The following is a 13,454-nucleotide window of genomic DNA, read 5'->3' as shown; positions in this document are numbered from 1 at the left end:
CTAGGCTTCGTTGCGGCCGAGCCGCATGTCGAGGTCGAACGGGTAGAGCGGGCGCTTGACCCGCTCGTACTTGAACAGCTTGAGGTCGGAGGCGGTGCAGCCGTCGCCGTCACACATCACGATGTGCTTGGCGATCGGCTCGAAGCCGGCGCGGAAGTGCTGGCGCGACTTGATGAGCACATACTTCTTGCGCCGCGGATCGATGCCGCAATGGGTGAAGACGCCGAGATCGTAGGGTTCGGCGCGCTTCTCCGAGATCACGATCTGCATCTTGCCGGTGTCGAGCACGGCGGTGCGGCCCATGCGCACCGTGGTGCCAGTCGCCATCGGGCCGGTCACGGTGAATTGGCCGTCGGTAATTGCCTTCACCTTGCCGGTGACCTTGAGCGGCTTGCCCTTGAGGCCCATGGCCGGCATGTCGATCTTGCCGCCCAGTTCGAGCGTCACCTCGGCGCCGACGCCGGCCTTGATCATCTGCTCGACTGAGGCCGGGTCGCAGATCGGTCCGGCGCAGGCGTCGTCGAGCTCCTGCTTCATGGCCTCCTCGATGACGCTCATGACGTCCTGGGTGCCGCCCGACGCGGTGTTGTCGCCATGGTCGGCCATGACGACCGGATAGTCGGTGTACCCTTTGGCGCGCCCCACCTGGACCGACAGCGGCTCCGGGTGAAACAGAAAGCCCTCGCGCTTCTCCCAGGCTGTATCGAGGATGCGGTTGAGCAGGATTTCGCCTTCGGCGGTGCGCTTGTCGCAGACGATGACCGAGGAGAGGGCGAGGTGGGGGATGTCAGCCTGCGGGAAGCCACCGAACACCGAGGCATTCAGGACCTCGCCGGTATCCTCGGCCTGGTTGGCCATGCCCATCAGGGTCTTCATCGGCTCGCGCGACGGCGTGTGGACCAGCGAGCTGCTCATGATCGGGCGGTTGCCCCAGACCATCTTCGGCTCGACCTCGCCGGCGAGGGTGCGGACCAGGGTGCGGCCGGCCCGGCGGGCCGTGTCGGCCATGTCGATATGAGGATAGGTGCGGTAGCCCGTCATGATCGTGGCGCCGTTCACCATGGCGTCGGTCATCTGGGTGTGGAAATCGAGCGCTACGGCGATCGGCACGTCGGGGGCGATCCGGCGGATACGATTGAGCAACTCACCTTCGCCGTCATCGTAGTGTTCGGCAACCATGGCGCCATGGAGAGCCAGTAGGACCGCGTCGCAGCCCTTCTTCACCTCGTCCACGATGGAGGTGGTCATCTGCTCGTAGGCGGCCTTGGTGACCAGGCCGGACGGATGGGCGGAGGCGGCCATCGGAACGGTGAACTCGGCGCCGGCCTTCCGGGCCACCTCGATGAAGCCGCCCAGGGAGGTGTTGGTGCCCTCCGCCTCCTGGATGGCGACCGGGCCGCTCAGCGAGCCTGCCCGGGCGAAGGATTCGATGGGGGTGGGCAGGGGCGAGAACGTATTGGTCTCGTGCATCATCATCGCGACTACGAACTTCCTGGCCAACAATCCCTCCATCCCGAGCTTAAGTCTTTGAACATCCTACTGAAATTGCGTCCCCACGCGTTTGCCGAAGCAATGCGTTCAGCACATAGCTGCATCGCACTATTATTGTGCGTTGCAAAAACAACACACCCGATGTCAGACATCAACGAACGCTAAATATGTGAATTCAGGGCTCTTTTTCGCTCTTGCATTCTCTTCGCAGGTGCACCATTCTTAGCGGGCAGCAAACGCTACCTCGGTAGCCTCTTTGTTTGCTGTATGCCCGTCTTGGGCGTTTCCTCCCTAAACTCGGGCCGTGCTTGTCACGGCCCCTTTTTTTTGTCTGAACGTGGTCCGGCGAATGATCGGCAGCTTTATTCGGCGGCCAGGGGGCGCGGCGGGGACTGCAAGGTCTCGTGCGCCTGCTGGCCCATTTCCTCGAGCAGGCCGGTGATCAGACGGGCGAAGACGCCCGCGACCGGGAGCCTCTCGTGCCGGGCCTCGTCCATATAGAGCGCCCGGTTGATCTCGATCTGGAGTGTATGGCGCGCTAGCGCCGGCCGACCGTAGCGCTGGGTCGTGAAGCCGCCCGCGTAGGGCTGGTTGCGCAGGACGCGCAGGCCGCGTGCGCGAAACCACCGCTCCGCAGCTGCTGTGAATGCCGGCGCACAGGCTTCCCCGTGATTGTCTCCCAGCACGATGTCGACCCGCTGGTCGCGGTCGCGCGCGCCGAGGTTGGAGGCCGAGGAGGGCATCGAATGGGCATCGATCAGCAGCGCGCCGCCGAACGTGCTGTAGGTGTGCTCCACCAGCAGGGACAGGGTCTGGTGATAGGGCCGCCAGCAGGTTTCCAGCCGGTGCTCGATCATGTCGGAGGGGACACGGCCGCGGTAGATCGCCTCGCCGCTGGCCGCGACCCGCGGGATCATGCCGAGACCGGCGGCCACTCTGGTGGTGCGATGGTTCAACGGTCGCGGAAGTGGTCCCTCGAACATGCCTGGATCGAGTTCGTAGGGCTCGCGGTTGGCGTCGACGTAGGAGCGGGGAAAACGGGCGGCCAGCAACGGCATGCCGAGCGACGGGGCGGCGGCGAACAGCTCGTCGACGAAGGCGTCTTCCGCCCGGCGAAGGGCTGCGAGCGGAACGGCGGCCTGCTCGAGAAAGGCCGCAGGGTAGATCGAGCCGCTGTGCGGCGAGGCCACGACCACCGGAACCGTCTGGTGCGCCGGCAGCCGGCAATCCAGGGCCTCGTGATCGGGCAGGACCGGAAGAAAATCCATCCCATGCTCATAGCGGCTGGGAGGGGGCGCGTCACCCTCGCGCTCTTGCCAATCCGTTTGCGGCAATGTAGACGACCGGGCTTCCGCGTTACCGGTTGGTCCTGGACCCCGGCAACAGCAGGTGATGGGCGCGTAGCTCAGCGGTAGAGCACTGTCTTGACATGGCAGTGGCCACAGGTTCGATCCCTGTCGCGCCCACCATCGCCTTTTTCTGTTTTCGAAGAGCTGCGTTCCGTGTGCGCCTCCCGCGCTCCCCGGCGCTCGTCAACTTTGCGTCAACGGCGGCGCTCGCGCGGGCCTTCGATTGCGATTTTTGCGGCGCCGTGACAGTCTTTTTCATGACGAGTATGGCGGTATGGACGGCAATACAGATCATCGCTTTGAGCAGACGGCGGACAAGAGGACGTACTCCCCGCCCGTGCTTCAGCGCTTGGGAACCCTGAAGGACTTGACTCAGTCCATCGGCCACAAGGGCAACAAAGACGGCCAGCAGACGGGCAATCAGAAGCGCACAAGCTGGTAGGTGGCTGGGCGGATCGCTGTTTGCGAGGCGACGGCGAGCCGTGCCGTGAGGCTTTGCATCTTCGCCACCCCTTGATTGGAAGCCAGCATCGGGGCACCTGTAGAGAATGGCTGGAGTCCCGATGTCCGATTTCTTCTCGCTCTATTCCCACGAGTTCGTGCGCGTGGCCTGCTGCGTGCCACGCACCCGCGTGGCCGATGCGGCCTACAATCTGGCGGAGACGCTGAAACTCGCGGCCCAGGGCGACAAGGCGCGGGCGGCGGTCATGGTCTTCCCCGAACTCGGCCTGTCTTCCTACGCCATCGAGGACCTGCTTCTGCAGGACGCGCTGCTCGACGAGGTCGAACGGTCGGTGGCCAAGGTCGTCGAGGCGTCGCGCGGACTCTTTCCCGTGCTGATCGTCGGTGCGCCGCTCAGGATATCGAGCCGTCTCTACAATACGGCCGTCGTCGTGCATCGTGGCAAGGTGCTGGGCGTCGTGCCCAAGACCTACCTGCCGAACTATCGCGAGTTCTACGAGAAGCGGCACTTCATCTCCGGCGCCAACGTGATTGCCAGCGAGATCGAGCTGGCCGGCCAGACCGTGCCGTTCGGCACCGATCTTCTCTTCAAGGCGACCGGTGTCGATCTCACCTTCCATGTCGAGATCTGCGAGGACGTTTGGGTGCCGATCCCGCCGTCGAGCCACGCGGCTCTCGCGGGCGCCGAGCTTCTGGTGAACCTGTCGGCCAGCAACATCACGATCGGCAAGGCCGAGGCGCGGCGTCTTCTATGCGGCAGCCAGTCCATGCGGGCGGTTGCGGCCTACGCCTATTCGGCATCGGGGCCGGGCGAGTCGACGACCGACCTTGCCTGGGACGGCCACGCCGCCATCTATGAGCTCGGCGACCAGCTCGTCGAGTCGTCGCGCTTCGAGAAGGAGTCGACGATGATCCAGGCCGACGTCGATGTCGGCCGCATCCGCCAGGAGCGCCTGCGCTACAACGGCTTCGCCGATTGCGCGCTGCAGGAGAAGGAGAGGGTCGAGCGCTTCCGGACGTTGCCGTTCGCCTTCGATCCGCCGAAGGACAGCGTTGCGCTGGACCGCGCCATCGAGCGCTTCCCGTACGTGCCGTCGGATCCCGCCAAGCTGCGCGACAATTGCTACGAGGCCTACAACATCCAGGTCCAGGGGCTGGCGCAGCGCCTGCGGTCGAGCCGCACCGAGAATGCCGTCATCGGCGTGTCGGGCGGCCTCGATTCGACGCATGCGCTGATCGTCATCTGCCGGGCGATGGATCAGCTCGGCCTCAGCCGCAAGAACGTCTTCGCCTACACGATGCCGGGCTTCGGCACGTCGGACAAGACACACACCAACGCCTGGCGGCTGATGAAGGCGCTGGGCGTCACGGCGGCCGAGATCGACATCAAGCCGGCCGCGACGCAGATGCTGGCCGACATCGGCCATCCGTTCGGTAAGGGCGAGAAGGTCTACGACATCACCTTCGAGAACGTACAGGCGGGCCTGCGCACCGACTATCTGTTCCGCCTGGCCAACCAGCAGCGCGGCATGGTCGTCGGCACCGGCGATCTCTCCGAACTCGGCCTTGGCTGGTGCACCTACGGCGTGGGCGATCACATGTCCCACTACAATCCGAACGGCTCGGTCTCCAAGACGCTGATCCAGCATCTGATCCGCTTCGTCGCCGCCTCGGGCGACGTGAGCAAGGAGACGGCGGACATCCTGATCGACATCCTGAACACCGAGATCTCGCCCGAGCTGATCCCGGCCGGCGAGAAGGGCGTGGTGCAGGCGACCGAGAGCTTCGTGGGGCCCTATTCGCTGCAGGATTTCAATCTCTTCTACCTGACGCGGCTCGGCTATCGCCCGTCGAAGATCGCCTTCCTGGCGTGGAATGCCTGGCACGACATCGAGAGGGGCGCCTGGCCGGCCAACCTGCCGGAAGGAACGCGGCGCGCCTACACGCTGGAGGAGATCCGCAGCTGGCTGGCGCTGTTCCTGCGCCGCTTCTTCACCAACCAGTTCAAGCGCTCGGCGCTGCCCAACGGTCCGAAGATCTCGTCCGGCGGTTCGCTGTCTCCGCGCGGCGACTGGCGGGCGCCGTCGGACGGCAGCCCCGACGTGTGGCTCGAGGAGATGAAGGCCATCCCCGAGGCCGGCGAAAAATAGCCACGAGGATTTTCACGCGGCGAGCGGGCCGTCGTTTGCGTGCTGCGGCCAAAATGCTACTGACGCTCCAAGGAAGCGCGTAGGAGGGTTCGATGCCGCTTGAGATCAAGAAGACGGTCCAGCAGATGGTCGACGAGGCCAACAGCCAGATCGAGACGTTGTCGCTCGAAGAGGCGATGAAGATCCATGGCCAGCCGGGCGTGACCTTCATCGATATCCGCGATCCGCGCGAACTGTGGCGCGACGGGACCATTCCCGGCGCCATCAACGTGACGCGCGGCATGCTGGAAATGTGGATCGATCCCCACAGCCCCTACGCCAAGGATTACTTCCAGACCGGCAACAAGTTCGTGTTCTTCTGCGCCGGCGCCTGGCGCTCCGCGCTGTCGACCAAGACGGCGCAGGACATGGGCCTGACGCCCGTCGCCCATTTCGAAGGCGGCTTCGGCGCCTGGAAGAAGGCCGGCGGCCCGGTGGAGACGGTCGAGCCCAAGAAGTAGGGCGCGGCCCATGAGCCGGCCCGTGAGCCCCGACCAGCCCATCGTTCCCCAGCCGGTCATCGACGACATCCCCGATTTCACGTCGATCCCGGCACTGGTCGCGCGGCATGCCGGGAGCCATCCGGACAAGCCGGCGGTGAAGTGCGACGGGGTGGTGAGGAGCTGGAAGGCTTTCGACGCCCGCATCAACCGGATCGCACGGCGTCTGTCGGAGATGGGACTGGGCCGGGGCGACAAGATCGCCATCCTGGCCGCCAACTCGATCGAGTACCTCGAAACCTTCATGGGCGGTCTGCGCGCCGGCGTCTGCGTCGTGCCGCTCTCGACCATGGCGGCGGCCGATGCGCTCGAGAAGATGCTCGACGATTGCGACGCCAAGGTCCTGTTCCTGTCGGACCAGTACCGCGCCCTTGTGGAGCCCTACGAAGGGCGGCTGACCAAGCTGGTGACCGGTGGCCGCATCGCCTACGACTTCGCTCGCCCGGGTTGGCAGGATTTCGAGGACTGGCTGGCGCCGGTGAGCGATGCGCCGTTCGAGGCGGCGATCGAGCCGCTGGACGATTTCAACATCATCTACAGTTCCGGCACGACCGGTCTGCCCAAGGGCATCCTTCATTCTCATGCGCTGCGCAGCCAGCTTCCCGTGCGCTTCCCGGCCTTCGATTATGGGCCGGACACGATCTCGCTGGTCTCGACGCCGCTCTATTCCAACACGACGCTGGTCGCCCTGCTGGCGACCGTCGGCGTCGGCGGCACCTCGATCCTGATGCGCAAGTCGGACGTGGTGAAGTTCCTCGAACTGGCACAGAGCGAGCGGGTGACGCATGCCATGCTGGTGCCGGTGCAGTACCAGCGCATCCTCGCCCATCCCGATTTCGACAAGTACGACCTCGGCGCCTTCAAGGCCAAGCTCTCGACCAGCGCGCCGCTAAGGGCTCAGGTCAAGGCCGACTGCCTGAAGCGCTGGCCTGGCCGGCTGATCGAGATCTACGGCCTGACGGAAGGCGGTGGGAGCTGCATGCTCGAAGCCAACCTCCATCCCGACAAGCTTCATACGGTGGGCAAGGCAGGCTTCGGCGTCGAGCTCAGGATCCTCGACGAGCAGGGCCGGGAATTGCCCCAGGGTGAGGTCGGCGAGATTGCCGGTCGCGCCGAGATGATGATGAAGGGCTACTACAAGCAGGACGACAGGACGCGCGAACTCTTCTGGTACGACGCCGACGGCCGTCTGTTCTTCAAGTCGGGCGACATGGGCAAGCTCGACGAGGACGGGTTCCTGATCCTGCTCGATCGCAAGAAGGACATGATCATCTCGGGCGGCTTCAACGTCTATGCCGCCGATATCGAGGTGCTCCTGCTGAAGCATCCCGACGTGATCGACGTCGCCGTGATCGGCGTGCCGAGCGACCAGTGGGGCGAATCGCCGATGGCGCTCTGCGTGCGCCGCAGCGGGGCGACCATCACGGAAGAAGCGGTGCGCGAATGGGCGAACGGCCAGCTCAGCAAGACGCAGCGGCTCGTCGCCGTTGAATTCCGCGACTCGCTTCCGCGTAGCACCATCGGCAAGATCATGAAGCGCGAACTCAGGGCCCCCTATTGGGAAGGCCGGACGGCCAGGATCTGACGGCCAAGATTCGAGGATCAGCATGAGCGAACCGACTCTCCGTTCAACCCATCTCTTCACGCTCTCCCTTCAGGTCGACCCGAATTTCACGGATGTCGGCGAGACGCCCTATGGACGCCGTCGCATCGCCACCGTCACGGGCGGCACCTTCGAGGGCGAGGAATTGCGCGGCATCGTCCTGCCGGCGCCGGCAGGCGACTGGATCCTGCAGCGGCGCGACGGCATCCTGCAGCTCGACGTACGGCTCACGCTCAAGACGGACGACGGGCACCTCGTCTACATGAGCTATCGCGGCATGCGCCATGGCCCGGCCTGGGTGATCGAGCAGCTCAACAAGGGCGAGAAGGTCGATCCCAGCCAGTATTACTTCCGCGCCACGCCCTGGTTCGAGACGGCGTCGGAAAAGTACCGTTTCCTCAACCGCATCGTCTGTGTCTCGACCGGTCGCCGCGACCCCACCGGGCCGGTCTACGAAGTCTTCCAGATCCTCTGATGGTCGATCTCCCGACCCTCGCTCTGTTCGGGCTGGCGGCCCTCGCGCTCACGATGACGCCGGGCCCCGACATGCTGCTGATCGCGTCGCGCAGCGCGAGCCAGGGGAAAGCGGCGGGCTTCGCGACCCTGGCCGGCATCCAGGCCGGTACCTATTGCCATGCCTTGGCGGCAGCCTTCGGCCTGTCGCAGCTCTTCCTGATCGTGCCGCACGCCTACGATGCCGTGCGCTGCGCCGGCGCGGCCTATCTGCTCTACCTCGCCTGGAAGACGGTGCGATCCGGTGCCGTGACGCTCACGCCGGAAGGTGGCACCGCCCGTCACGCGATCGGCACGATGTTCCGTCAGGGCCTGCTGACCAATCTCCTGAATCCGAAGATGGCACTGTTCGTGCTCGCGCTGTTTCCGCAGTTCGTTCAGCCGGAAGCGGGCTCGGTGGCATTGCAGATCCTCGTGCTCGCGACCGTGCTCAACGCGATCGGGCTGGTGGTCAACGGCGCCGTCATCCTGGGCGCGAACCGCCTCGGCCGCATCTTCTCCGGACAAGGCCGCCTGCGCCGCCTGCCGCAATATTTCCTCGGCGCCGTCTTCGCCGGCCTGGCCGCGAGGCTGGCGTTCGACTCGAGGCACTGACTATCAATGGAGCGTGCAACTCCAGAGGTTGTGAAGTTATGGGACTTCGGCGGTAGGTGAACGCAGAGAGTTGGGTGGTCGAAGGCAGGATCTGGCTTGAGGCTATGTATTGAGTGAGGTCAGGCGAGGCCGAGACGTTTGGTCTGGAGGAAGTTGAAGGCGTGGACATGCCAGAGCACCATGGCCTTCACCTTGTCGATGCCGCGCACGAGTAGACGACGGAGGCCGTGGTTCCTCATGTGGGCGTGCGGCCGCTCGGTGGCGAAGCGCTTGCGATAGATGGCCTGGCCCCGTTCGCCGGCCATGCGCTGCCGCCAGGCGACGGTCCCCGGTCCGTCGCCGCGCTTGGTCAGGGCGGGATCGGTTTTGCCCTTTCGCGGCAGGGGACAGAACAGCTCGATGCCTCGCCCATGCAGGGTCTCGATGTCGGCCTTGCTGAAGTAACCCCCGTCCGCCAGCAGCTTGTCCGGTGTCACGCCATAGCGGCGTTCGACCTCCCCGACCGCCTCGCCCAGCAGGCCGTAGTCGCTGCCCCGGTCCGTCACCGACACGCCGACGACGTGGGCGCCGCCCACCGCGGTCTTGACCTGCACGTTGTAGGCCGCCCGGAAGCTGCCATCCCCCATCTTCATGATCCGCGCGTCGGGATCGCTGGTCGAGGCCCGGCTCTCGCCGCCATCCTTGCGCGGCTCCTTGCGACGCTGCCCGGCCGCCGCCTCGTCGCGGCGCTTCTCGATCTTCGCCTGGGCCCGGCGAGCCTTCTCGAGGCGCCGTGTCCGATCCTCTGCAGCCGCCAGCCGCCGCGCCTTGATCCGCCGCTCCGAGGCCGCCGGGTCCTCGTCAACCTCCGCCCGCAGCTTGCGCACCGTCTCGACCGATGCCCGATGCAGCTCCGCCAGACGCCCGGCACTGCGGAACGAACGGCCGCTCGCCAGCGATTGCAGCTTCATGCCGTCGACCGCCAACACCCTCACATCGACCGAGCCTGAGGCGATCAGCCCGGTCAGCGACTGCGACAGCAGCTCATCCAGCACAGGCCCTGCCGAGCCGCGGAAGTCCGACAGCGTGTGGTAGTTCACGCTCACCCCGCCCAGCAGCCACAGGCACGCAAGGTCGGTCTTGCAAAGACGGGCCAGCAGACGCGCGCTGCCGACCCCTTCCAGGGTCGCATACAGCCATAGCGACACCAAAATCGCGGGATCGATCGCGGGCCGGCCACTCGACGACACCGTTGTTCGTACCCGCCCGTACAACAACGACAGGTCCAACTCCTCGACGTAATCCCACACCTGACGGGCCCGGTGATCGGGCGCCAGAAGATCGTCCAGGCTGCTCTGCTGGAACCCGATCTGCGTCCGGACTGCCGTCTCAACACGCAATCCCGGTGGTCTGCCCTTGGCCATCGATGCCTCGCTGAACCGTCTTCCAGATCAGCGAATCAAAACTCCGACCACATCGCCAGCGGTTTCTTCACAACCTCTCCAGTTGCGCTCAAGCTTCGTCGACCAGCAAGACATGAGCGCCATTGGAGTGGCGCGCTCCAGTGACTGCTAACCTTTTGTTGAAGCGATCTTCTCCAGCACCGGCAGGATGTACTCCCGGAATTTGGCCGGGTTCTCGCTCATCGGGAAATGGCCCAGTTCCTTCATGACCTGCACCCGTGCGCCCGGGATCTGCGCCGCCGTGCGCAGCGTGTCCTCGGCGGTGCAGGAGAAGTCGTACTCGCCGGTCAGCAGGAAGAGGGGGCAGACCTTCGTGTCGATCGTCTTCACCTTCTCGCGCAGGTCGCCATCGACCCGGTAGAAGTAGAGATCGCCTTTGAAGATGCCGGGGCCGCCCTGCATGTACATCCACAAGGTCTCGTGACGGCTCACCGGCGGGCTCTGGGGCGCGATCAGGCCGGAGATCAGCGCGGCGCAGACTTCGCCGCCATGGACGTCGGGACGGTGCAGCCACGCCGTGTCGTACCAGGGCTGCTGGAAGTCGGCGGCCTCCAAGGCGACCAGCGCCCGGAACTCGGCGGCATGGGCGATCGCGAGGTTGAGCACGATGCGGCCACCGATGGAGCAGCCCATCACCACGGGCCGGTCGAGTTCGAGGGCCTGGCAGAACGCGCGAATGGCGGCCGTGTAGGACGCGGTGGTCAGTCGGTACTCGGTCTTCTCCCAGCCGTCGGGCGGCGTCGACTTGCCGTGCCACGGCATGTCGAAGGCCAGCACGCGGTAGCGGCGCGTGATCTCCGGATCGGCCAGCAGATGACGGAACTGTCGATTGTCGGCGCCGGCGGTGTGCAGGCAGACGAGGGGAATCCCTTGTCCCGCTTCTTCGAAATAAATGCGATGAGGCGTGCCGTCGATGTCGAGCCGCACGTAGCGACCGACCATGGGGTCGAGAACGGGCGCCATGTCAGGAGGCCTCCGGCAGGCGGCGCGGCAGCGCCAGGAGATCCTTGAAGTACTGCAGGTTCTGCAGCAGCGGCCGGAGGTCGCCTTCCAGCGAGGCGGCGCCACGCTTGGTGAGGGCGAAGAGGTCGTGCCAACCCGGCTCGGGCATTTCTTTCCAATGGCACCGCCAGGCCTCTTCCGTGCCGCGTACGGTGAAGGCGGTGGATCGCATGAGGCGCGGCCCGCGCTCGAGGGAGGCGAGGACGCCGTCCTCTAGCGTCAGATGGAAAGGCTCGGCTCCGATGTCGATCCTGCACTCGACGGTCAGCCAGCGGCCGCGACGCAGCAGGTCGGCATCGTCGGCGAGGAGAGCGGGCAGCTTCGCGAAACGATCTGCAGGGGTCATTCCTGCAGTATGTACTCGATCGTCGATCCGTCGGAAGCCTTGAAAGAAGCCTTCACCCAGCGGCCCCGGTCGTCGAACCACTGGTCCATCTCGACATCGCCCGAATAGGAATAGCGCGTCGCCTCGAGGGACTTTCCGCTGGCGGTTTTGATGGTCTCGCGGCCCCGCGGCGTGACCCGGATTTTCGCCAGCGCACCGTTCTGGGTGTTGAGGATGGCCGACTGCTTCACCTGGTTCAGGTTCCAATGCGTCGTCGGCAGCGTGTTGGCCGGCAGGGTGACCTGTTTGGCCATGCCCTGCTGGAAGCCCGCATCATTGGCGGCGACCCTGGGGCCGGCGCCATCGCCCTCGCGCACGACGGACACTCCACCTGGCTCATGTCTGGCCTTGAGCGTGTACCTGGTGCCGTTGTCGTCGGTCTGGGTGGCGATCGACTCGAAAGTGTTGCCGTTCCAGATTTCCTGGCCGCGATGATTGTAGCGATACATGACGAAGCCCATCGCCTTCACCGCGAAGTCGATCGACGTGGTGACGGTGCGCTTGTCGCCGTTCTGCTGGAAGCTCAGGGAATGCGTGCCGATCTTCTCGCCGTTGCGGAAGGCGGCGAAGACGTGGTTGGGACCGTAAGGGAAATCCGAAGTGGCCTGGGCGGCGGCCGAGCCGCAGCCCATGATCGACAGCGCAAGGATCAGACGACGACGCATCAGCGAGGCTCCCGGTCCCTTATACGCCTTTTGGAGCCACCGGATCAGCCCCTCAGACGATCCGGTCGGCCCTCAATTTGGCGATAACGGCCGGATCATAGCCCAGTTCCTGCAAGATCTGTTCCGTATGCTCGCCCAGTGTCGGCGCGCGGCGGCGGATGGTGAGGGGGGTCCGGGAGAGCTTCACCGGCTCCTGCAGCACCGGCACGCCCATCCTGGCGCCGGGATAGTCCATCGAATGGAAGAAGCCGGCTTCCTGGACGTGCCGGTCGTCGAGCGTCTGCTGCGGCGTGTAGACCGGGCCGGCCGGGATGCGGTTGGCCTCGAGGGCCGCCAGCGCCTCGGCGACGGTCCTGGTATCGCACCACTTCTGCATGATGGCCGACAGCGCCTCGCCATTGTCGCCGCGGGCGAGATCGTCCTTGAAGCGCGGATCGGCGGCCAGGCTCTCGTCGCCCATCAGCCGGCACCAGCGCACGAACAGCGGCTGGCCGATGGTCATGGCGTAGATCCAGCCGTCCTTGCACTTGAAGGTGTCGGACGGTCCCGCGGTAAAGCCACGATTGAGGGTGGCGATGCGGTTGAGGTTGAGCATCGCCTGCTCGATGAGGTGGCCATTGGTGATGTTGATGGCCGTCCGCAGCAGGGCGGTCTCGACCTTCTGGCCCTTGCCGCTCCTGGTGCGCTCCATGAGGGCGGCCAGCACACCCACGGTGTTGAGGAGGGCCGTGCCGAAATCGACGAACGGGGCGTTCATGCGGGTCGGCGTGTCGCCGTCGCCCGACAGGAACATGGCGCCCGACATCGCTTGGCCGATCGTGTCGAAGCCGACGCGCGTCTTGTAGGGGCCTTCCGAGCCGAAGGTCGAGGTGGTGGCGAGGATGATCCGGGGATTGATGGCGGAGAGGCTCTCGTAGTCGATGCCCATCTTCTGCAGGTCTTCGTAGGGCAGATTGGCGATCACCACGTCGGACGTCGCGACCAGCTTCTTCACGATCTCGCGGCCCTCGGGCTTCATCGGATTCAGGGTGAGGCCGAGCTTGTTTCGCCCCATCTGGAGGAACATGGCGCCTTCACCGCCCTCGACGACCGGAGTCACCCAGCGATCCTCGCTGCCCTCGAGCTTCTCGACGCGGATCACCTCGGCGCCGAGATCGGCCAGCATCGTGCCGCAGAACGGACCGGCGATGTAGCGGCCGAAATCGAGTACGCGGATGCCTTCCAGAACGCCTGACATATGCCTCTGCCTCCCTGGCGCC

13 protein-coding genes and 1 tRNA gene are annotated in these 13,454 nt (G+C 65.4%); 7 read left to right on the top strand and 7 right to left on the bottom strand.

The window, feature by feature from the left end:
* Positions 1-1,500, bottom strand: a complete 1,500-nt coding sequence (locus EPO41_RS17325) for a M81 family metallopeptidase (protein ID WP_296327375.1) — start codon at positions 1,498-1,500, stop codon at positions 1-3.
* A 353-nt stretch (positions 1,501-1,853) separates the two neighbouring features.
* Positions 1,854-2,759, bottom strand: coding sequence for an N-formylglutamate amidohydrolase (locus tag EPO41_RS17320; RefSeq protein WP_296327373.1), 906 nt, complete (start codon positions 2,757-2,759; stop codon positions 1,854-1,856).
* A gap of 126 nt (positions 2,760-2,885) precedes the next feature.
* Here EPO41_RS17320 and EPO41_RS17315 point away from each other — a divergent pair.
* The 7 genes from EPO41_RS17315 (at position 2,886) to EPO41_RS17285 (ending at position 8,701) form a co-directional block, all read left to right on the top strand.
* Positions 2,886-2,960: transfer RNA gene (locus EPO41_RS17315), tRNA-Val, on the top strand.
* 154 nt (positions 2,961-3,114) lie between these two features.
* The gene (locus tag EPO41_RS17310) at positions 3,115-3,282 is read left to right on the top strand and encodes a lasso RiPP family leader peptide-containing protein (protein WP_296327371.1); all 168 of its coding nucleotides are present in this window, start codon (positions 3,115-3,117) and stop codon (positions 3,280-3,282) included.
* A 121-nt stretch (positions 3,283-3,403) separates the two neighbouring features.
* Positions 3,404-5,452 (top strand): NAD(+) synthase, encoded by a 2,049-nt coding sequence (locus EPO41_RS17305; protein ID WP_296327368.1) that lies wholly within the window; start codon positions 3,404-3,406, stop codon positions 5,450-5,452.
* Positions 5,453-5,544: 92 nt separating this feature from the next.
* Positions 5,545-5,952, top strand: a complete 408-nt coding sequence (locus tag EPO41_RS17300; RefSeq protein ID WP_296327364.1) for a rhodanese-like domain-containing protein — start codon at positions 5,545-5,547, stop codon at positions 5,950-5,952.
* A 10-nt stretch (positions 5,953-5,962) separates the two neighbouring features.
* The gene (locus EPO41_RS17295) at positions 5,963-7,576 is read left to right on the top strand and encodes a class I adenylate-forming enzyme family protein (protein WP_296327361.1); all 1,614 of its coding nucleotides are present in this window, start codon (positions 5,963-5,965) and stop codon (positions 7,574-7,576) included.
* Positions 7,577-7,598: 22 nt separating this feature from the next.
* Positions 7,599-8,069, top strand: a complete 471-nt coding sequence (locus EPO41_RS17290) for a DUF3237 domain-containing protein (protein WP_296327358.1) — start codon at positions 7,599-7,601, stop codon at positions 8,067-8,069.
* Positions 8,069-8,701 (top strand): LysE family translocator, encoded by a 633-nt coding sequence (locus tag EPO41_RS17285; RefSeq protein WP_296327355.1) that lies wholly within the window; start codon positions 8,069-8,071, stop codon positions 8,699-8,701. Before EPO41_RS17290 ends, EPO41_RS17285 begins: the two co-directional genes overlap by 1 nt.
* Positions 8,702-8,820: 119 nt before the next feature.
* Here EPO41_RS17285 and EPO41_RS17280 read toward each other — a convergent pair whose 3' ends face one another.
* The 5 genes from EPO41_RS17280 to EPO41_RS17260 form a co-directional block, all read right to left on the bottom strand.
* Complete coding sequence (locus EPO41_RS17280) at positions 8,821-10,104, bottom strand: transposase (RefSeq protein ID WP_296327352.1); 1,284 nt, start codon at positions 10,102-10,104, stop codon at positions 8,821-8,823.
* A 147-nt stretch (positions 10,105-10,251) separates the two neighbouring features.
* Positions 10,252-11,106, bottom strand: a complete 855-nt coding sequence (locus EPO41_RS17275; RefSeq protein WP_296327351.1) for an alpha/beta hydrolase — start codon at positions 11,104-11,106, stop codon at positions 10,252-10,254.
* A gap of 1 nt (position 11,107) precedes the next feature.
* On the bottom strand, positions 11,108-11,491 hold the full coding sequence (locus tag EPO41_RS17270; protein ID WP_296327349.1) for a hypothetical protein: 384 nt from the start codon (positions 11,489-11,491) through the stop codon (positions 11,108-11,110).
* A complete protein-coding gene (locus tag EPO41_RS17265; protein ID WP_296327346.1) occupies positions 11,488-12,195 on the bottom strand; it encodes a DUF6134 family protein in 708 nt (235 codons plus the stop codon). The genes EPO41_RS17270 and EPO41_RS17265 overlap by 4 nt, the downstream gene beginning before the upstream one ends.
* A gap of 52 nt (positions 12,196-12,247) precedes the next feature.
* Entirely contained in the window at positions 12,248-13,432 is a 1,185-nt protein-coding gene (locus EPO41_RS17260) for a CoA transferase (RefSeq protein ID WP_296327343.1), read from the bottom strand.
* Positions 13,433-13,454: the final 22 nt, after the last annotated feature.

Origin of the sequence: Reyranella sp., from assembly GCF_004297265.1 — a bacterium.
Classification (GTDB): domain Bacteria; phylum Pseudomonadota; class Alphaproteobacteria; order Reyranellales; family Reyranellaceae; genus Reyranella.
The sequence above is the reverse complement of the archived record's forward strand: the minus strand, read 5'-3'. Positions and strand labels throughout refer to the sequence as shown.